16 protein-coding genes are annotated in these 20349 nt (G+C 43.4%); 4 read left to right on the plus strand and 12 right to left on the minus strand.

What is annotated here, in order from left to right:
- Positions 1-174: 174 nt before the first annotated feature.
- Positions 175-1536 carry an MATE family efflux transporter gene (locus BA1DRAFT_RS07435; RefSeq protein WP_036777580.1) on the minus strand — a complete coding sequence of 454 codons (1362 nt, stop codon included), beginning with the start codon at positions 1534-1536 and terminating at the stop codon, positions 175-177.
- A 719-nt stretch (positions 1537-2255) separates the two neighbouring features.
- Here BA1DRAFT_RS07435 and BA1DRAFT_RS07440 point away from each other — a divergent pair.
- Complete coding sequence (locus tag BA1DRAFT_RS07440) at positions 2256-3530, plus strand: bifunctional O-acetylhomoserine aminocarboxypropyltransferase/cysteine synthase (RefSeq protein WP_036777581.1); 1275 nt, start codon at positions 2256-2258, stop codon at positions 3528-3530.
- Between the two features lie 434 nt (positions 3531-3964).
- The gene (locus BA1DRAFT_RS07445; protein ID WP_036777582.1) at positions 3965-4759 is read left to right on the plus strand and encodes a glycoside hydrolase family 16 protein; all 795 of its coding nucleotides are present in this window, start codon (positions 3965-3967) and stop codon (positions 4757-4759) included.
- Positions 4760-4821: 62 nt separating this feature from the next.
- Here the strand turns inward: BA1DRAFT_RS07445 and BA1DRAFT_RS07450 are convergent, their stop codons facing one another.
- The 7 genes from BA1DRAFT_RS07450 to prpB all read right to left on the minus strand — a co-directional run bounded on the left by BA1DRAFT_RS07450 (position 4822) and on the right by prpB (position 13659).
- On the minus strand, positions 4822-6915 hold the full coding sequence (locus BA1DRAFT_RS07450; RefSeq protein WP_235200992.1) for a TonB-dependent copper receptor: 2094 nt from the start codon (positions 6913-6915) through the stop codon (positions 4822-4824).
- A gap of 149 nt (positions 6916-7064) precedes the next feature.
- The gene (locus BA1DRAFT_RS07455) at positions 7065-7505 is read right to left on the minus strand and encodes a DUF2946 domain-containing protein (RefSeq protein ID WP_235200991.1); all 441 of its coding nucleotides are present in this window, start codon (positions 7503-7505) and stop codon (positions 7065-7067) included.
- Between the two features lie 292 nt (positions 7506-7797).
- Complete coding sequence (locus BA1DRAFT_RS21845; RefSeq protein WP_338049274.1) at positions 7798-8007, minus strand: EamA family transporter; 210 nt, start codon at positions 8005-8007, stop codon at positions 7798-7800.
- A 70-nt stretch (positions 8008-8077) separates the two neighbouring features.
- The gene (locus BA1DRAFT_RS07465; RefSeq protein WP_268747228.1) at positions 8078-10027 is read right to left on the minus strand and encodes a propionate--CoA ligase; all 1950 of its coding nucleotides are present in this window, start codon (positions 10025-10027) and stop codon (positions 8078-8080) included.
- Between the two features lie 7 nt (positions 10028-10034).
- Entirely contained in the window at positions 10035-11486 is a 1452-nt protein-coding gene (locus BA1DRAFT_RS07470) for a bifunctional 2-methylcitrate dehydratase/aconitate hydratase (protein ID WP_036777587.1), read from the minus strand.
- Positions 11487-11541: 55 nt separating this feature from the next.
- Positions 11542-12708 carry a bifunctional 2-methylcitrate synthase/citrate synthase gene (gene prpC, locus BA1DRAFT_RS07475; protein ID WP_036777589.1) on the minus strand — a complete coding sequence of 389 codons (1167 nt, stop codon included), beginning with the start codon at positions 12706-12708 and terminating at the stop codon, positions 11542-11544.
- Between the two features lie 60 nt (positions 12709-12768).
- Positions 12769-13659 (minus strand): methylisocitrate lyase, encoded by an 891-nt coding sequence (prpB, locus tag BA1DRAFT_RS07480; protein ID WP_036777590.1) that lies wholly within the window; start codon positions 13657-13659, stop codon positions 12769-12771.
- 301 nt (positions 13660-13960) lie between these two features.
- Here prpB and prpR point away from each other — a divergent pair, with 301 nt between their 5' ends.
- On the plus strand, positions 13961-15637 hold the full coding sequence (prpR, locus tag BA1DRAFT_RS07485; protein WP_036777592.1) for a propionate catabolism operon regulatory protein PrpR: 1677 nt from the start codon (positions 13961-13963) through the stop codon (positions 15635-15637).
- Here the strand turns inward: prpR and BA1DRAFT_RS07490 are convergent.
- Entirely contained in the window at positions 15634-16605 is a 972-nt protein-coding gene (locus BA1DRAFT_RS07490) for a GlxA family transcriptional regulator (RefSeq protein ID WP_036777593.1), read from the minus strand. The two genes, prpR and BA1DRAFT_RS07490, sit on opposite strands and share 4 nt — an antisense overlap.
- A 301-nt stretch (positions 16606-16906) precedes the next feature.
- Between BA1DRAFT_RS07490 and BA1DRAFT_RS07495 the strand changes: the two genes are divergently transcribed.
- Entirely contained in the window at positions 16907-17674 is a 768-nt protein-coding gene (locus BA1DRAFT_RS07495; protein ID WP_051560697.1) for a DJ-1/PfpI family protein, read from the plus strand.
- Positions 17675-18074: 400 nt separating this feature from the next.
- Here the strand turns inward: BA1DRAFT_RS07495 and BA1DRAFT_RS07500 are convergent, their stop codons facing one another.
- The 3 genes from BA1DRAFT_RS07500 to BA1DRAFT_RS07510 all read right to left on the minus strand — a co-directional run bounded on the left by BA1DRAFT_RS07500 (position 18075) and on the right by BA1DRAFT_RS07510 (position 20196).
- A complete protein-coding gene (locus BA1DRAFT_RS07500; RefSeq protein ID WP_036777595.1) occupies positions 18075-18284 on the minus strand; it encodes an RpnC/YadD family protein in 210 nt (69 codons plus the stop codon).
- A gap of 102 nt (positions 18285-18386) precedes the next feature.
- Positions 18387-19370, minus strand: coding sequence for an Rpn family recombination-promoting nuclease/putative transposase (locus BA1DRAFT_RS07505; RefSeq protein ID WP_036777597.1), 984 nt, complete (start codon positions 19368-19370; stop codon positions 18387-18389).
- Positions 19371-19572: 202 nt separating this feature from the next.
- On the minus strand, positions 19573-20196 hold the full coding sequence (locus BA1DRAFT_RS07510) for a CatB-related O-acetyltransferase (protein ID WP_036777600.1): 624 nt from the start codon (positions 20194-20196) through the stop codon (positions 19573-19575).
- Between the last annotated feature and the right edge of the window lie 153 nt (positions 20197-20349).

Below are 20349 nucleotides of genomic sequence, written 5' to 3' on the forward strand. Positions count from 1 at the left end.
ATCCCCTATCTCTCGACAGGGAATTTATGTAGATATATACCCGTCATCTTTCAAGTTGCCTCTTTGTTGGCTGCACTCTCTCACCCCGGTCACATAGTTTCCTATGCTCCCGGGGATTCGCTCCCTTGCCGTCGCGATACATCTTGAAATCCATAGGGTATAGTGGTTATTAGGTTAATACGCAATTACTTGAGAAATCATTCCTCTCTGTCTAACCTTTAATATGGCAAACAGCAAAATAGCATTCACAAAGAGACCCAAAACCAATCCATACCAAAACCCTATAATTCCCATACTCTCGGTTACCCAGTCTGTCAAAGCCAAAACAAACCCTAATGGCAAACCAACTAGCCAATAACCGAATAACGGCGCGTAAAATACCGATCGGGTATCATGAAAGCCCCGTAAAATACCGGATAAAGCCGCCTGACAAGAGTCAAAGAATTGGAACAGGCATAATAGGAAGATTATGTTAAGCGCAATTATTATGACGCCGTTGTCGTTAGTATAGAGTGAAATAAATGAACCGGCGAAATAATAGATTAAAACGCCAATAACTACGGAAATAGATAAAATTAAAGCAATTGAGATCTTTATAGTCCCTGTTAATGCTGTTCTATCTCTCTTCCCAATATAGGAACCGACTTTTACAGTCACAGCGGCCGCAATCCCCCCAGTTATGGTATAGATGATAGAGGTAATATTAAGCATAATATTATGCGCAGCAATGACTTGAGCACCTAAAGGAGCAGCGGTTATCGCAATTACATCTAAAAAAACCATTTCAACAAAAAGAGCCAATCCACTTGGCATACTAATATAAAAAGTCTTAATCAAATCATTATATTTCGGTAAACTAAAATCTGGCCTATATCGACGATATTCTTTCTTTAGCAAGAAATAGATAATCAAGAATACAGCAATTAGATTATTAATAATTGCAGTTGTAATACCCGCACCAATGCCTCCCATTTCTGGCAAACCCAGTTTTCCATAAATAAATATGTAATTTAATGGTATATTCAATAATAAGGAACCCGCAGACAAATACATGGCGATTTTTGTGTCTTCCAATCCTTGTAGAAATGAACGAAAAACATTAAATATCATCACACTAGGAACACCACACGCCAGAGCGATAACATAGCCCTGTGTAATGTCTAAAATATGCTCATCGATACCTATGAACGAAAGTAGCCAGCTCACTAACATTAATAAAAGAATTATTGGTATCGAAAGTATCACCGCCAGAAACAAGTAATTTTTAAGACTGTCTTTAATCCCTTCGTCATCATGTTCAGCTTTCTGCTTTGCGACATCTGCCGCCAGCATGATAATCGTCCCATACCCTAATACAAATATAGGAAACCAAATACTACTTCCTAATGTTACTGCTGCTAAATCAGCCGTAGCATAGTGACCAGACATCACAATATCAACAAAACTCATTGCTGTACGTGCTATCTGACTAACAATGATAGGGAAAGAGAAAAATAAAAGTTGTTTTAACTCCCGCCGGTTTGAAAACTTAGCCATAAGAATCCCATTAATTTATTGGTTAGTTCCAATAATTGATCATACTAACAATAAATTACGACCAAAATCATTTAAAAAAGTCTGAAAAAATTAGAATTACGAGTATACCTTCTATTTTCGCTCAGGCAACAGCGAATAAATAAATTAAAGCAATCTAACGAAAACTAACTATTTCACAGAAATTTTTGTGATCTTTATAAAAGATTGAATATTTATTTAAGTATTTTGTTTCAATTTTATATTTTAATAGTTAATGTTACTTGGCTGAAATTATTGAAGTATTTTGTGATAACATCCACATTATTAAAAAATAAAGAGACCAGCATAGCTAAAGTAGATAATTAGTAACTTTTTCAAATTGTTTCTTTAATTAATAAATAATTAGCGGAAATATCATGTCTATACAGATATCTATTCTAAGTGCCTGTTCCAATTAGGCGTAATTGTTGCAGGCAGTTTGAACACGGACAGCGCGGAAAAACCGGAGCGTACACGTAGTACGTGAGGATTTTGAGCACTGCCCAGGTTCAAAATGGCAAATAAAATAGCCCTATTGGGATAGGCAGTAATAGTTCATTAATCAAAAAGAGATATAAATCAAGTTCTTTGTGAGCAATTCCTTATGAACAATAGTAAGTAAGGCTATGGTTTTAACAAAAGCCGCTTACACCTATTTATCAAAGATATATGTCATCTTACCGTAAAAAAAGAGATCGAAAATGAAACCAGAAACTCTTGCTATCCACGGCGGATATTCCCCTGATCCAACAACCAAAGCCGTTGCCGTTCCTATCTATCAAACGACATCCTATGCATTTGACGATACCCAACACGGCGCCGACCTATTTGATTTAAAGGTTGAAGGCAACATCTATTCCCGCATTATGAACCCAACTAATGATGTATTAGAAAAACGGGTTGCTCTACTTGAAGGAGGCATCGCTGCTTTAGCGGTTGCATCTGGCATGGCGGCTGTTACCTGTGCGATTCAATCCATTGCCAGCGCTGGAGATAACATTATATCTGTTGCTAAGTTATATGGCGGCACTCATAATCTGCTAGCTCACACACTGCCGCGATTCGGGATTGAGACTCGGTTTGCTGAACACGATGATATTGCAGCCTTGGAGTCACTGATTGATGATCGTACCAAGGCGGTATTTTGTGAATCTATTAGTAACCCGGCCGGTAATATTGTTGATCTGAAAAAATTTGCCGAAGTCGCCCATCGTCATGGCGTCCCCTTAATTGTTGATAATACCGTCGCTACGCCTGTGCTTTGTCGCCCCTTCGAGCATGGCGCTGATATCGTTATTCACTCTTTAACCAAGTATATGGGAGGGCATGGTAACTCTATTGGCGGCATCATTGTCGATTCCGGCAATTTCCCCTGGAAAAAATATAAGCAACGGTTTGCTGTATTGACTACCCCAGATCCCTCCTATCATAACGTCATTTATACCGAGCAATTCGGTAAAGCGGCATTTATCGGGCATTGCCGTGTGGTTCCGCTACGTAATATGGGCGCTGCATTGTCGCCTTTTAATGCTTTCCTTATTTTGCAAGGATTGGAAACACTGGCATTAAGAATGGAACGTCATACTGAAAATGCGCTGAGAGTCGCTCATTATCTGCAAGATCATCCTCAAGTGAGTTGGGTGAAATATGCCGGGTTGCCAGACCACCCAGAACATCAACTGGCTCAACAGTATGTGGATGGGAAGCCATCCGCGCTCCTCTCTTTTGGCATTAAAGGCGGGCAACAATCCGGCGCACGATTTATTGACGCACTAAAATTGATTGTACGACTGGTTAACATTGGCGATGCTAAATCACTCGCCTGTCATCCAGCGTCAACAACCCATAGCCAATTAAATGATGAGGAGTTAATTAAAGCTGGCATATCACAGGATATGATTCGCTTATCTATCGGCATTGAACATATCGACGATATTATTGCCGATCTTGCCCAAGCTCTGGATGCATCGAAATAATTTAAAGTTGTCATATACCCTATGGATTTCAAGATGCATCGCGACGGCAAGGGAGCGAATCCCCGGGAGCATAGAAAACTATGTGACCAGGGTGAGTGAGTTCAGCCAACAAAGAGGCAACTTGAAAGATGACGGGTATATACCCCGTTCTCACGAACGGGGTCTTATTCATAGATCCTCACTGTTTTTTTCTACCTATCTCAATTATTTTTTCCTAATCCATGTTGTCGACTTTAATTACCTTTCATTTTTATTAATCAATATTAACACCTATTGAATGACTAAAACGAAAAGCATAGGGGTAATAAATTAAATCGGTAACACTGTCGCCAATATTCGATAAAGTAATTCATATCTCCGTGACAAAAAGAGGAAATCAATAATAACTCTCGGATAAATAACGGTTATTCACGTCAAATATACAAGGAAAATAGATGAAAATTCAGTTAGCCTATACGTTGTTATTCAGCACATTGTTCAGTGGATATGCTCTAGCACAAATCCCCAATGAATTCAGCCCAACACCATCATTTGAAGATAATTTCGATGGCACAACGCTTAATACCCAAAAATGGGATTATCGTGGCCTAGGCGTCAGAAAAAATTGTATTAATACTCAATCAGCGGTTATTGTGCAAAATGGCCATTTAACCATAAAAACCTATTCCGATAGTTCTTCCGGCAAGCTACAGAATTATTGCGGCATGATTTCAACACAAAAAAGTTTCCTACAATCATATGGCTATTGGGAAGCCGCTGTCAGATTTAATCGTGCGGAAGGTAATCAAGTTGCATTCTGGGTTCAATCACCGACAATGGGCCTCGATTTAACCAATCCAGAAAAATCAGGTGTCGAAATTGATGTGTTTGAACATTTAGCCGAAGCGACACAGGATCAATATAATCACGCTATTCACTGGAATGGTTATAGCAGCGCTCATAAGCAGTGGTCAAAGAAAATGTCTATGAGTCAACTTACTGACGGTAAGTTCCATAAATTTGCTGTAGCATGGACACCAAAAGGTTACACATTTTATGTTGATGATATTCCTCAAAATCTGTCGGGGCTAGATCAAATCCCTATTTCAATCGCCAACCAATATATTATTTTAAGCTCCGAAGTACCGCGCAGTTATCCAGCTCAAGGTTATGGCCCGATAAATACAACAACCGCAACATTCGATGTGGATTATGTAAAAGTTTATCCGTATATCGGTAATAAGAAATAATCATCGTTCAGGAAAAAGGAAAGCAAATAATTGGCGCCCAATAATTGGACGCCATTTTCTCATTAAAATTTTATATCTAATTTCGCCCACACTGTCCGGCCGGGTTCATTCACTGAGGTATTCGCTGAATAACCAAAAGTGCTATTACCAGCAAGGTTGAGGTGTTCGCTGTATTCTTTATCCAAAATATTGTCGATACCCGCGCTCACTTTTATATTTTTGTTAACCTTATAGGCAGCGTTTGCAGAAAGTACGCCGAAACCTGAACTATCTTGGAAATCTTTACCGACAACATTTCCCTGCCCCTCGGCAATCCGATGCTGGCTGCTCACCAATCGCCACAAACCGGTACTGCTCCAATCACCACGTTCATAGGTCAATCCGAAGCGGGCTTCCAGAGGCGGGATCTGAGGCATCGGTTTGCCATCCGTTCTGTTTTCTCCCCAAGCATAGGCAAGGCTGGCGTCCGTTTTCCAATGATCTGTCAATTGATAACCAAAGCCCATCTCCCCTCCCATAATATTGGCATTAACGTTATCAGCCTGGCTAATACGGGCGTTTGTCGGGCTATATCTAAATAAGATGAAATCATTTACACGCCCTACATAAGCGGATACCCAACCATTAAAACGTTCCCCGGTATATTGAGCGCCAATATCAAGCTGAGTGGTTTTCTCACTTTTTACCCCATCAAAAGCACTGGCACTCCCCGCCGGACCATATTTAGGCGAAAACAGTTCCCAATAGTCAGGGAAACGCTCGGTGTAACCAATACCGGCATAAAACATCATTGGCATATCAGCCAGAGTATGCTCTAAGCGCATAAAACCACTCGGTAAAGTATCATTACGCTCTTTTTCACTATTGCCAGCAAATTTCTTTACTCGGCTGCGATCAAGACGGGCGCCGGTTATTAATTCGCTCTGTTCTGTGGTATACCAAGTTAGCTCGCTAAACAGGCCATAGTTATAAAATTGAGCATCCTTTTGCCATGAGCTACCTGATTTATTACGGTGGGTATTGGTTTGCGTATCTGCGCCGCTTTCCAATTTAACGTCTTGCCATAGCCAAGTGCCCATGACTCGCCCCCCGACAACGCGACGATCCAGTTGCATCGACATACCGTGGTTCATATTCATGTGCATACCACATCCATGCTTACAACCCGAAGAAGAGATCCCCATCGACATGGGACTATTCGGAGAACGCAAAGTGATATTGTCCATAATATGGTTGGTATAGTTGTAATAAACTTGAGCTTCAACCTTATCAAGCACCTCACTGAGGTGGGATTTCTCAAAACGTAAACCGAGACTTTCACGTTTGAATTGCGAGCCATCCATGCTACGTCCAGCATAACGGGCCTCACCATCACCTTTCCCGGCGGTCAATTCAAGCAATGTATCTTTATCCGGCGTCCACCCTAACGCAAGATCACTATTCCATTTATCCCAACGTGAAGGAACGCGATACCCATCGCCATCTTTGTAGTCATTTGAACGGGATTTATTTGCCATTAAACGTAAATATCCCAATTCACTGCCGATACTCGCATCAACATTGCCATCCCAACGGTCATTTAAACCCGTCAGTCCACTGGCATTGATTTTTGCTCCCAGCTCATCAAATCGCGGATGTTCACGTTCAAACCTTACGGTCCCAGCGGAAGCACCGGGTCCCCACAATACCGTTTGAGGCCCTTTAATGACTGTCAGCAAATCATAACTTTCTGGCGAAATATAAGATGAAGGGGCATCCATTCTGCCAGGACACGCTCCTAGCATTTCTGCGCCATCAGTCAGAAGTTTAATCCTTGAACCAAACATTCCGCGAAATACCGGGTCCCCATTGGTGCCACCGTTACGGATTTGAGAAAATCCCGGTATGGTTTTCAAATAGTCAGAGCCGTCACTGGCCGGAACCGGCTGACGAGGCGTTTTTGGCGAGGTGACAATTGACAAAGGAGAATGCAGAGGTGCTGTTACCGTGATCACATCACCATCATTGGTTTTTAAACCGTGCACATGGTCGCGTGAATCAGGTGAAGTTTCAGCCGTATAGCCATTAAAAGCAGCTAACAGAAAAAGCGGCATTGCCGAATTAATACAACGGGACAGCGTATTTTTTTTATGAGAAATATTTTTTTCGAATATCATCATCTTGCCTTAAATGTAAATCCACCTTCCAAAGTGATATTTCTATCAAAAGCGGAATACGTTATAGAATCCAACCAAAGTGTTTTTGGTATGAACAAACTTTTCCTGACTCAACAATGAGCAGGACAAGACATTTCATTATGTTTAAATTAATGAGATGAGATCTGTTCAGGCGGAGCGCGAGGCAACGAATCAGAAAAGATGAAATGCGGCAGAAATGAAGCTACGGTTTGAATCGGTGGTGGCCGTGAAGTCAGCGAAGTTGACCAAAATAGCGGTGTATTCGCCAAATCCAGCATAGGTACATGGATCAGAAAAACGCAGTATCCACAGGCAATATCCTCCAACATCGACATACCGCCATGCATACCCATCTGCATGCCATCATGATGGTTAGTAACATATGATGCGGAAGAAATGTCAGAATGAGGCATATTGCGAGGCATATCATCGTCAGATGACATCGCCACATGGCAATCGACCACTCTCGATGAATGAGCCTCACCAATGCGCGCATGTTCCAGTGACCGAGAGATCACTGGCGCAATGAACAACATCAGTATCGCGAATATACCGAGCCAAGCTGGCAAGCGGCTTCGCGATGTATAAAATTGGATCAGTGACAAACTAAGCCTATTCTGTAGAGAACACATTCAGGGACGGGATTGTACGTATTTAACGACCAAATGTTAAAACACTTTATGCAGGAATGTCGCTTTAGCGGCAAAATTTATTATTTTTCTAAAACCAATGGAATTTTTTCATTAAATTCGACCAAAATTTCAGCTCGCCATAACCGTCGTATTTCCAACAATACCGTTTTTCTTTGCAAGAAGAATTTTTATACGAAGAAGCTATGCCCGGCAAAACACAAATGCTATTTCACTTTAAAATGGTTAAAAAAATGCCAACCATGACTATCAAAGTACAAATCAATCTTACCAGCCCTATCTTCTCTTTGAGAATCCATGCACTGAAAATAATGCCAAAAATCACACTTGTTTCCCTCAGTGCTGAAACTAACGCGGCAAGGCTTCGAGAAGCATGTTGAAATCCATAGGGTATATAATAATTGTTAATAAAGCAGTTTATGGAGGCAGTATCCCGCTTCTAGAAAATCAACAAGGAAAAATCAAAGCGCCGCAATATTATGAAAAGCTATTCACTGAAAAACAGCTTCTCGAATGACTTCTAATGAAGCAGGATTTTCAATCAGGGCAAGATCACCGGGTTCACGTCCTTCACATATTGCCTGCATGGTTCGACGCAACATTTTTCCTGAACGTGTTTTGGGAAGCTGAGAGACAAAATAGATCCGTGCCGGGCGGCCTACACTGCCAATTTGCTTATTGACCAAATCCATCAAGACTTTTTCCAAAACAGCAAAATGCTCAGCATTCTGGATCTCCTTCCCCTCCTTAAGGACAACAAAAGCAACCGCGGCTTGTCCCTTAATAACATCTTTAATGCCAATAACAGCCACTTCGGCAACATCTTCATGGCCGGCAATACACTCTTCTATCTCCCTTGTTCCCAGACGGTGCCCGGCCACATTAATCACGTCATCCGAACGCCCCAAAATAAAATAATAGCCATCACTATCACGAATACCCCAATCGAATGTGGAATAAACAGCATGATCAAAGTGTCGCCAATAGGTATTGATAAAACGTGTATCATCACCATAAATAGTTTGAATACAACCCGGGGGTAAAGGCCCTTCAATAACAAGCATTCCTTTTTCGTTATCACCACACGCCTTACCAGTCAGTTCATTGATGAGCTTGACATGAAAACCATACATCGGGAAGCCAGTACTGCCAAATCGGCTCGGCCTGTCATCCAAAGCGCGGGCAATCGCCATAATTGGCCAACCGGTCTCTGTCTGCCAGTAATTATCTATGACAGGAACATTAATAGCCTCAGCAATCCAGCGGGCGGTATGCTCATCTAGCGGTTCTCCCGCCAGATACAATGTTTTAAGTGATGAAATATCGTATTTACCAATACATTCAATTGGATATTTTTTCAGTACACGAATCGCCGTAGGTGCTGAAAACATCCGCGTTACCTGATATTTCTCCACTATTTTCCACCAAATGCCCGCATCTGGCCGTATCGGCAACCCCTCATACATAATCGTCGCCATTCCTGCAATTAAAGGAGCATAAACAATATAAGAATGCCCGACGATCCAGCCGATATCTGAGGTGCTAAAAAACACCTCCCCCGCTTTACCGCCAAAAATGATATCCATAGATGTTGCCAGTGCGACAGCATAACCTCCAACATCACGCTGTACGCCCTTTGGCGTACCCGTCGTGCCGGATGTATAGAGCACACAAGAAGTTTCATTTGATTCAAGCCAAATCACGGGTACGTCTGCATCAAAGTGCTCTTGCCGCAATGTAGCGAAATCGATATCTCTCCCCGGCACCCAAACCATTTCCGATAGTCCGCGGTTAACCATCAACACATGACGGGGTTTGTGATTCGCCAGTTCGATAGCCTCATCCAACAATGGCTTGTAAGGAATAACTTTGCCGCCGCGCGATCCGCCATCAGCAGACACTACCAACACCGGCTCAGCATTATCCAGCCGAGTAGCAAGGCTCTGAGAAGCAAAACCACCGAAGACAACAGAGTGAACAGCACCAATACGGGCACAAGCGAGCAAAACAAACAGCGCCTCGGCAACCATCGGCATATAAACCAGAACTCTGTCGCCTTTTTTAACCCCCAAAGAGAGCATCATGGCAGCCACTCTATTCACTTCCTGATGTAATTCTCTGAAAGTAAATACTTTCTCACTATTGGTTTCTGTTGAAATCGTGATAAGCGCTTTGGCATCGGGCTGGCTTTCCAGCCAGCGATCCACCGCGTTGTAACATAGGTTGGTTTTTCCACCGCAAAACCAGCGGGCAAAGGGAGGATTGCTATGATCCAGCACTTGTTCAAACGGGTGTTGCCAGAAAATGCGTTGCGCCTGTTCTGCCCAGAAAGAATTGGGATCATCAATAGATTGCTGATAAAAAGCGTTGAATGACATAATCTCTCCTAGTGCTGCCGTAGATGATAGAGCGGCACTTGGGAGAGCGGCCGCCGATAGCATGACAAATTTAAATAACGTACAAATCGAGGTATTCGTTTACCGGCATGTTTTCCAGTAACGAACGGTCAAGGGAAACAGACAGGATTTTTTTCTGTTGTGTTTCAGGGAACTGGCGTGCCAAGTTGGTGCTGAATTTTTTCAGCAATAATGGAATGCCTTCCTTACGGCGGCGAGCATGGCCGATGGGGAATTCGACTTTCACTTCATCAAGCTGGCTGCCATCTGTAAACGTAACAGTTAATGCGTTAGCAATAGAGCGTTTTTCTGGATCGTGATAATCACGGGTAAAATCAAGATCTTCAACACACACTATTTTTTCCCGCAGTGCATCAATGCGGGGATCTGCCGCAACGCTATCTTCGTAATCCGCCGCAGTAAGGCGGCCAAAAATCAAAGGAATCGCCACCATGTACTGAATACAGTGATCTCGGTCCGCAGGATTGTTTAACGGGCCTTGTTTATCGATAATCCGAATGCAGGCTTCATGGGTACGAATGGTGATCTTTGTAATGTCATTGATAGTTTTACCCGCGTCTTTCAATTGCTGATGCAGGCTCATTGCCGCTTCCACTGCGGTCTGTGCATGAAATTCTGCCGGGAAAGCGATTTTGAACAGCACGTTTTCCATCACATAAGAGCCATAGGCACGCTGGAATTTAAAAGGCTGACCATTGAACAGAACATCATAGAATCCCCACGTTTTTGCGGTTAATACCGAGGGATATCCCATTTCACCCTTTTGCGCCATCAAAGCCAAACGCACCGCGCGGGATGTCGCATCACCGGCAGCCCAAGATTTGCGTGAACCGGTATTCGGAGCATGGCGGTAAGTTCGCAGCGATTGACCATCAACCCAAGCCAGTGATACCGCACTCAGGATCTCTTCCCGATTCAATCCCAACATTTCAGCAACAGCAGCGGTCGAAGCCACTTTTACCAGCACAACATGATCTAAACCGACTTTATTGAATGCATTCTCCAATGCAAGACATCCCTGAATTTCATGCGCTTTAACCATACTCGCCAAAACATCTTTGATCGTGAGAGGCTTTTTCCCACCAGCAACGGCATTTCTTGATAGCCAGTCAGCTATTGCCAAGATGCCACCGAGGTTATCGGATGGATGCCCCCATTCAGCGGCAAGCCATGTGTCATTGAAGTCTAGCCAGCGGATCATCGCACCAATGTTAAATGCCGCCTGTACCGGATCGAGTTGAAACTGCGTTCCCGGCACACGCACGCCATTAGGTACCACTGTCCCCGGCACAATCGGCCCTAGCAATTTCTTACAAGCCGGGTATTCCAGTGCCTCTAACCCGCAACCCAACGTATCCAGAAAACAGTAATAAGCCGTTTCATAGGCGATGGATGATGTGATGGCGTATTCCATAACATAATCCACAATATCCACAATCACCTGATCATATTCAGGGCGATTGCTTACAACAGAGGTAGACATAATAATTCCTTGTTAAAAAAACACGTATACAGGGATCTCTGCATCAAAAATAGCGTTACCCACGTTTACTAATTGGCATAAATACTTGATTTTCTGGCCCGGTATAGTTGGCTGCTGGACGAATAATTTTGTTATCAATACGCTGTTCAATAATGTGGGCCGCCCACCCCGCAGTGCGAGCAATCACAAACAATGGTGTAAACATCGCAGTTGGCACTCCCATCATGTGATAGGAAACCGCTGAGAACCAATCAAGGTTCGGGAACATTTTCTTATTGGCCCACATCACCGCTTCTATTCGATCCGCAATATCAAACATTTTGGTGGTTCCTGCCTGTTTGGAAAGTTGCAGAGCCACATTTTTAATCACTTTGTGACGGGGATCAGAGATGGTATAAACCGGATGACCAAAGCCGATAATGACCTCTTTTCTTTCTAATCGCGCCAGGATATCCCTCTCTGCTTCATCAGGATTTTCATAACGCTGTTGAATTTCAAAAGAGACTTCATTTGCTCCACCATGTTTTGGTCCTCTCAACGCACCAATCGCTCCGATAATGGCAGAGTAGATATCCGTACCAGTTCCTGCGATAACCCGGCTGGTAAATGTCGAAGCATTAAATTCGTGTTCCGCATAAAGAATTAGGGAGGTATGCATGGCTTTTTCCCACGATTCACTGGGTTTTTTACCATGCAGGAGGTGCAGAAAATGCCCGCCTATCGACTCATCATCCGTTTCCACCTCAATACGACGCCCATTGTGGCTATAGTGATACCAATAGAGCAACATGGAGCTGAAAGAGGCCAGTAATCTATCAGCAATATCACGCGCTCCCGCAAGGTTGTGATCGTCTTTCTCAGGCAATGTACAACCAAGAACAGAGGCGCCCGTACGCATGACATCCATCGGATGAGCGGCTGCGGGCAATGTTTCCAGTGCTGCCTTTACACTACTCGGCAGACCTCGCAGTGCTGCTAATTTCGTTTTATAGGCAGCCAGTTCAGCGTAGGAAGGCAATTTTTCGTGAATCAGTAGGTATGCAACTTCTTCAAATTCACACTGGGTCGCAAGATCAAGAATATCGTAACCACGGTAATGCAGATCATTACCGGTCTTTCCAACGGTACAAAGCGCTGTGTTACCCGCACTGACGCCAGAAAGGGCTACCGATTTTTTAGGCTTGAAAGTGGTTAACTCAGTCATCGTGTTCTGTTCGCTCATGGGTATCACCTCTACTGTTTTTATGCCATATAAAACGATGAAATTAGGTGGAACTGTCCATCATTGAGACTTTTTCTGGGAGAAAAGCACATCCAGTTTTTGTTCAAAATCGTAGTAGTTGATGCTTTCATATAACTCATTGCGAGTCTGCATCATGCTGATCACACTCTTCTGCGTCCCTTCGCGACGGAGTGTGGCATAAACCTGCTCGGCTGCTTTATTCATTGCTCGGAAAGCAGAAAGCGGGTATAGCACGATGGAAACATCCACACTTTTCAACTCCTCAGTCGTGAAAAGTGGAGTCGCACCAAATTCGGTGATGTTGGCTAGTATTGGAACCCCGGTTGTTGACGCAAATGCTTGATACATGTGTAATTCAGTGATCGCTTCAGGAAACAGCATATCTGCCCCGGCTTCGATATAGGCTTTTGCCCTGTCAAGAGCCGCAGCTAATCCTTCAACAGCCAAGGCATCAGTGCGAGCCATAATGACGAAATCTTTATCAGTACGGGCATCGACTGCTGCCTTGATGCGATCAACCATTTCCTCTTTGGATACAATCTCTTTATTCGGGCGATGACCGCAGCGCTTCGCACCGACCTGATCTTCAATGTGCAACCCCGCCGCCCCTGCTTTGATCATTGAGCGCACTGTACGTGCCACATTAAAGGCAGAAGAGCCAAAACCGATATCAGCATCCACCAGCAATGGCAAATCACATACATCCGTAATACGACGAATATCTATTAACACATCATCCAGCGTTGAAATTCCCAGATCAGGCATCCCCAATGAACCCGCCGATACACCACCACCAGAAAGATAGATGGCTTTATAGCCCGCCCGTTTAGCCAGCAACGCATGATTCGCATTAATGGCGCCAACGACCTGTAGTGGAGATTCGGCTTCTATAGCCTGACGCAATGCCAAACCAGCAGAGGAAAGCGCCATGTTAGGACCTCGTTGTTATTATAATGAAACACACTTGTTACCTAGCAATAGGTGTACCAATAAAATAAAAAATGGCTGGCGATTTTAAAAAACAAACACAAAATAAAGTTAATATTTTGTTTTTTAATTGAAAAATAGCGATAAAAATATTTATTAGTTTGTAGGAAAGCACCATTGATAGAAAAGCACACCTGTTTCATAATGAATCAATTACGTTTCACGAAACACGAATGAAACAATTGCGAAACATTGAACTATTGTGGTGGGAAAAACGAAAACAGCGTACAGATAGAGGAATAGCATGGCAGAAATACCGTCAACAGAACGTGATAAACCGGTCATTTGGACAGTATCTGTTTCCCGTCTTTTTGATCTCTTCCGTGATATCACACCAGAGTTCGATCATCAGGCCAATATCACGCCTATCCAACTCGGTTTTGAAAATGCGGTTCAGCATATTCGTCAACGGTTAACAACTGAATGTTGTGATGCTGTGCTCTGTGCCGGTTCTAATGGCGCCTATCTTAAAAGCCGTTTGTCAGTGCCCGTTATTATCGCCAAAGCCAGCGGATTTGATTTTATGCAGGCATTAGCCCGCGCACGACAAATCAGCTCTCGTATTGGTGTTATCACCTATCAGAACACGTTACCCGCGCTAGAAGAATTTCAGCAACGGTTCAACTTGCGAATTGAACAACGCAGTTACGTAACGGAAGAAGACGCACGGGCCCAAGTCAATGCACTAAAAGCCATCGGCATTAAAGTGATTGTCGGTGCCGGGTTGATTACCGATCTTGCCTATGAAGCTGAATTGGTGGGTGTTTTTGTCTACTCCGCTAATTCTATCCGCCAGGCATTCCGTGATGCTCTGGATATCGCCAGAATGACCAAACTCAACCAAGCCTCAATTTCTGCTTATCCAACCGAGAATAGTTTGCGTACCCGTCATACTCTCAATGATATCCGGGGAGATTCAGCGGTAATGGAACATGTGCGCAACACTATTATGCTATACGCCCGCTCGCCTGCCACAGTGCTAATACAAGGGGAAAGTGGTACAGGGAAGGAGCTGGTGGCACAAGCCATTCACCATGAATATGCTCTGCGGTATGGTCAGATTGCAGGTAAACACCAACGCCCGTTTGTCGCCGTTAACTGCGGCGCCATTGCTGAATCCCTATTGGAAGCTGAATTGTTTGGTTATGAGGAAGGGGCTTTCACCGGTTCACGACGTGGAGGACGTGCGGGTCTTTTTGAAGTTGCTCATCGAGGCACGTTATTTCTGGATGAAATTGGTGAAATGCCACTGCCCCTTCAAACGCGGCTATTGCGGGTACTAGAAGAAAAATCCGTTGTCAGAGTAGGAGGGCACCGCCCCATTGCCGTTGATGTTCGGATCATTTGCGCCACACATTGCGATTTGGATACTTGGGTGCAAGAGGGGCGTTTTCGAACAGACCTGTTCTATCGTCTGAGTGTATTACGGATCAATATTCCAGCCCTCAGAGAAAGGGGCAACGATGTTGGTATATTGGCGCTGGAATATCTGCGACGAGCATTTGCCGCATTGAACTTGCCGGTATCACAATCAAGAGTGCAAGAGCTTGCTGCCTGTCAGGAAGCATTGCAAACCTATCATTGGCCCGGCAATGTCCGAGAATTACGTAATCTCATGGAACGGGTAACGTTATATCTCAGTGCTCATCCTGAGCATACCTTAACACCGGAATTGATATTAGCCCTTTCACCGGAGCGTAAATCTACACTCAAGCTGGCAGAAAAAAGTATAAAACCTTCGTTGACTGAACAATCCTCACTTGCTGCGCCACTTTCAGCCCATGAAACCTTGAAACGGTTTTCTGGCGATCGCCAAGCCGCCGCGGAGTATCTGGGGATTAGCCGCACTACATTGTGGCGACGACTGAAACAAGAATTGGCCGGGAATGAAGGAACGAACGTTAACGAAAACGTGATTTAAAACGTCGTTTTGAAATGCTTACGATAATCCTGTGGAGTACTACCGTATGCCCGGAAGAAACTACGACGCAAAGTATCTTCACAGCCGAAACCACAACGGGAGGCTATGCACTTGAGCGATAGCGTAGATTCAACTAAAAGTTGACGCGCCGCTTCCAGGCGGAATCGCTCCACCGCTTTGGCTGGCGTAATTCCTGCGTGTTGGCTATAGTGGCGCACGAAACTACGCTCACTCATATTGGCCCGGGCGGCCAAAGCGGCTACTGAGAGGTCTCCCGCCAAATTGTTGGTCATCCAAGCGTGCAGATCTGCAAATTTACTCGTACTGCTTTGTAATGCCAGTGGAGCACTAAACTGTTCCTGCCCACCGGGACGTTTGAGAAACATAACGAGTTCCCGTGCAACATCCAGCGCCAATTTATGACCGAAATCTTCCTCCAACAATGCCAGAGCCAAATCGATTCCTGCGGTGACGCCAGCAGAAGTCCACACCGGGCCATCCTGAATAAAAATAGGATCACATTCTACCCGCAATTTACTGTAACGCCGGGCTAGTTCAGCACAGCTACTCCAGTGTGTGACGACTCTGCGACCATCAAGTAACCCGCAAGCAGCCAGAATGAATGCCCCACTGCATACAGACACAATACGCCTAGCCTGCAATGCATGTCCCTTTAACCAATTACGCAATGGCGGATGGTTCGCCGCTGATTCAACGCCAATACCTCCTGCAACGATCAGAGTATCGGCGGGAGAATCCAACTTAGGTAAGGGTTCTGCCTGCACAGTTATTCCGGCTTGCGTCATTACCTGCCCGGACTCACAAGCCACGACTTTTATGGCGTAAGGCCGCCTGTGACCAGCCTTCTCTGCCAGTTCATTAGCTGTGGTAAAGACCTGCAATGGCCCTGAGAGGTCCAGCAGATTTACGTTGGGGAAGATCAGAAAATAGAGAGTTTTAATGTCCATAAGGCAATTATGGCACTTGGCGTAAATCGTCGCAATATTGGCATACACGCCAATTAGCTTACGGTTACAGTTGTTCTATACCCTATGGATTTCAAGATGCATCGCGACGGCAAGGGAGTGAATCCCCGGGAGCATAGCAAACTATGTGACCGGGGTGAGCGAGCGCAGCCAACAAAGAGGCAACTTGAAAGATGACGGGTATATCAATTTACTACCGGGAATACAGATGTTCAGCGATCGCTAAAAATAGCGGCATATGAATTTCAGTTCTCGTTTCAATCTCGATAAGGAAAACTTCTCCATGAAAAACACATCTAAGGAACATCCTGCGGCATTATCTTCGTTAACGAAAGCATCGGCTGGAGAAAAACCCACTCTCGCCTTTGTCATTTTCCCAGGCATGACGCCGCTTGATATGATTGGTCCCGCGACAGTTCTTGAAGTAGGAGGATGGTTAAATATCGAATATGTTTGGCGCGATTTACTTCCGGTGCGTACTGAGCTGGAATATATATCATTCTCGCCGAGCACTACATTTGAGCAATTAGATAAAGTGGATATTTTATGTGTTCCCGGTACAGGAAATCCTTATGCTTTGCTTGCCGAATTAGACATGCTTGATTGGATGCATAAAGTGGGAAATAAAGCGTCTTGGGTAACAAGTGTATGTACAGGATCTGTCCTATTAGGAGCCGCAGGCTTGCTAAAAGGGTATCAGGCGGCGACTCATTGGTCGATGATAGACGATCTCAACGAATTCGGTGCAATACCGGTTAATAAAAGAGTCGTTATTGATAGAAACCGGGTTACTGGAGGTGGAGTCACCGCAGGTATTGATTTCGGTTTAACATTACTTGCTAAAATCAAAGGTGAAGAATATGCACAAGCAGTCCAATTGGCAATGCAATATAGCCCAGAACCCCCGTTCAATAGCGGCATGCCAGAATTCGCCGGCAAAGAAATAACTCATGCCACGCTTCAAGCTATATTTTCCAATGTGGAAAAACAGACGCCTGATTACAAAGAAATCTTAATTAAAAGCGCCAAAAGAATATCAGATATCTACTGAATCTATTTTCGTATGATGGCTTAATTAATCTGTTTTAGCCTTGCCAACAACTTAAACAGATTTATTTCAGCGATCGATCGTTTACCAATAACGGCAATACTTTCTGTTCCAAGAACGACTAATTCAGAGGTGCATAAATCCAGATTTATTTTTTTAGATTAAACGGTATAGGCAACCAATCCGGTTGCCGCTTCCAAGAGAAAATTTATCGGATTACGATGTTTCGAATATTCTATTTGAGGAATATTCTTTAATTATTCAAATACTATTTCAATTAAAAAGCTTAATACCCGACAGAAAAAGTATGATTTCAAACTTATCCAAATAATATACCGCTTATATGTAAAGTTTTGCCCACTTATTTACACGAATTTTCATGCCAATAAAGTGTCAGCATAAGTTAATCGGCTATTTGTTCAATCTTACTCCGGCTCATTACAATGATTTTAATTATCGTTTCATGGTCTATACCATTGTCTATCATTGCATACACGATTTTCACAAGCGCCAGTTTTCTACCTATCTGTAATCCTTCTTGGTATGCTTCTTGGTATGCTTCCTGAAATCCTTCTTGGAACGCTTTCTGCTCCAGTTTTTGCGCTATTGTCATCAATTACCTCCTCATATTTCTAGGGGACGGTCCCGTTACTCGCTGGACAAGCCCCTCTTCTAACACGAATCTTTAAATACCAATTACGGCTCTCAGCACGAATCAGTGATGTATTTGTTCAAGTTCGTTCTGGCTCAACCCTGTGTTTTTCATTATTGTTTCATGATCGATACCATTGTTCATCATTCTACAGGCGATTTCCAGAACCGCCTGTTTTTTACCTTTCTCTTCACCTTTCTTTTCACCTTTCTGTAATCCTTCTTGAAGCCCTTCTTCGCGTGCTTCTTGACATTTTTGAAGCCCTTCCTTAAGCCCTTCTTGATGTCCTTTATGTTGCAACTTCTGCGCTATTGTCATCAGTACCTCCTCATACTTCGGGAACTGTTCTGCCAGTTGCCGGATAAAACCTTCTGGATCGGCGGTATCTCCCACCAGTAATATGTAGTTTAGCATGCTTTTTAGCAACTCATATGTATAATAATCATACGCAAACAACATGGTCAGCTCTTGCTGTAACTCCGCCATATCACGTTGCCGGATATGTTTTTGTACTATTTCCAGTAGTGCAACTCGTTTGTGCGTCAGGATTTCATCATCCGGGATTACCGTCACATCTACCAACGGAAACGCGCTGGAATAGATCTCTTCCGCCAGAGCCGAAGCATCGAAGCAGTCGAGCCAGTTGGTGCTCCACGGATACGGCCGTATTTTTCCGTGATAAAACAACACCGGAATAACCAGCGGCAATTTTTCATGTCCCTGTTCCAGATGCCATTGCATCGCTGAAATACTGTAACGCATCAGACGGAATGCCATCATCTTATCTGGGGAACTCTGGTGTTCAATCACGCAATACACATAACTCTCACCCTGCGTAGTTTTTAATGAATACAGGACGTCGGAATAATGTACTCGCAGATTGTCCTCAATAAATGATCCCGATTCCAGTCGCAGTGTATCAAGATCACAAACTGCCCGTAATGTCGCAGGTAAGTGTATCTCTAGAAAATCTCTGGCGGTATCAATATGACTTAAAAACTTTTTAAAAATCGCATCATGTGGCGTCGGTGTATTTTTTCTTTTCATAAGAGGATAGTAACATATTTTCTTTTATATTGAAGGAATATTAAATAAATACCGTTTGCGGCTTGAATGCCGAAACGGTATTTAAACTAACAATTAATGTATTTCAGTTAAATAATTCAATAATAGAACGTCTTAAAAATCACATTTAATTAGTCTAATCAAGCCTAATTAATTATTCTACGGAACTAATTAACTATTCCCATCAATATGACCTTACAGCAGATCTTAATGCCTTAATATCCGAAGCACAGAGATAGGGTTTTAAAGCATTAAATTTCTCTTCTGACCAATCATATATTTTTAACGCAAGTATCTCATTGATAATGTGCGGCTCAAAGCGATATTTAACTAATTTCGCAGGTGTGCCAGCAACAATACTATATGGCTCAACATCTTTAGTGACAACGCTATTAGCAGCAACGATAGCGCCTTCTCCAATAGTAACGCCGGGCATAATCATTGAACGCATACCAAGCCACACGCCATCATGAATATGCGTGTCACCTTTGCCTACATATGCCTCTTCAATATATTCCATGAATGGATATAAACAGAACCAATCTGCTCTGTGTGTATTGTTTCCACCCATAAGAATGATAGTTTCAGCGCCGATGCAAACATAATCGCCAATATACAATTTATCAATTGGCCACTTAGACTCCCATTGAAGACTGATCTTATCACCATACAAATAGCGAACGACAGATTCTTCAAAACCGCCACTCCAGCAATCGCTATAATAGCTATGGGTTCCTTTGATGACAATACTTTGATTAGTTATAGCTTCATGTAAAAATTGGGTTTTCGACCAATGTTTTTCTTTCATGGTAAATAATCTCTATTAATTATTTATTTACCATAGAATGCTTTCTATGGTGATGTATTCGCACTCAAAATACATCACGCCCAGCTGATTCGAGGTTGATTTAATAACGGGATTCTTTTCATATTAAACGATGCGTTAATTATTAACTTATAT

It is taken from the genome of Photorhabdus aegyptia, assembly GCF_000612035.1.
Taxonomy (GTDB): Bacteria; Pseudomonadota; Gammaproteobacteria; order Enterobacterales; family Enterobacteriaceae; genus Photorhabdus; species Photorhabdus akhurstii.

Excerpts from the sequence above, each read along its gene's own strand:
- BA1DRAFT_RS07495 (WP_051560697.1), top strand. The coding sequence starts at position 16,907 with ATGAAAAACACATCTAAGGAACATCCTGCGGCATTATCTTCGTTAACG.
- prpR (WP_036777592.1), top strand. The coding sequence starts at position 13,961 with ATGGCAGAAATACCGTCAACAGAACGTGATAAACCGGTCATTTGGACA.
- BA1DRAFT_RS07450 (WP_235200992.1), bottom strand. The coding sequence starts at position 6,915 with ATGATATTCGAAAAAAATATTTCTCATAAAAAAAATACGCTGTCCCGT.
- BA1DRAFT_RS07505 (WP_036777597.1), bottom strand. The coding sequence starts at position 19,370 with ATGAAAAGAAAAAATACACCGACGCCACATGATGCGATTTTTAAAAAG.
- BA1DRAFT_RS07445 (WP_036777582.1), top strand. The coding sequence starts at position 3,965 with ATGAAAATTCAGTTAGCCTATACGTTGTTATTCAGCACATTGTTCAGT.
- prpC (WP_036777589.1), bottom strand. The coding sequence starts at position 12,708 with ATGAGCGAACAGAACACGATGACTGAGTTAACCACTTTCAAGCCTAAA.
- BA1DRAFT_RS07440 (WP_036777581.1), top strand. The coding sequence starts at position 2,256 with ATGAAACCAGAAACTCTTGCTATCCACGGCGGATATTCCCCTGATCCA.
- BA1DRAFT_RS07435 (WP_036777580.1), bottom strand. The coding sequence starts at position 1,536 with ATGGCTAAGTTTTCAAACCGGCGGGAGTTAAAACAACTTTTATTTTTC.
- prpB (WP_036777590.1), bottom strand. The coding sequence starts at position 13,659 with ATGGCGCTTTCCTCTGCTGGTTTGGCATTGCGTCAGGCTATAGAAGCC.
- BA1DRAFT_RS07465 (WP_268747228.1), bottom strand. The coding sequence starts at position 10,027 with ATGCTATCGGCGGCCGCTCTCCCAAGTGCCGCTCTATCATCTACGGCA.
- BA1DRAFT_RS07500 (WP_036777595.1), bottom strand. The coding sequence starts at position 18,284 with ATGACAATAGCGCAAAAACTGGAGCAGAAAGCGTTCCAAGAAGGATTT.
- BA1DRAFT_RS07490 (WP_036777593.1), bottom strand. The coding sequence starts at position 16,605 with ATGGACATTAAAACTCTCTATTTTCTGATCTTCCCCAACGTAAATCTG.
- BA1DRAFT_RS07470 (WP_036777587.1), bottom strand. The coding sequence starts at position 11,486 with ATGTCTACCTCTGTTGTAAGCAATCGCCCTGAATATGATCAGGTGATT.
- BA1DRAFT_RS07510 (WP_036777600.1), bottom strand. The coding sequence starts at position 20,196 with ATGAAAGAAAAACATTGGTCGAAAACCCAATTTTTACATGAAGCTATA.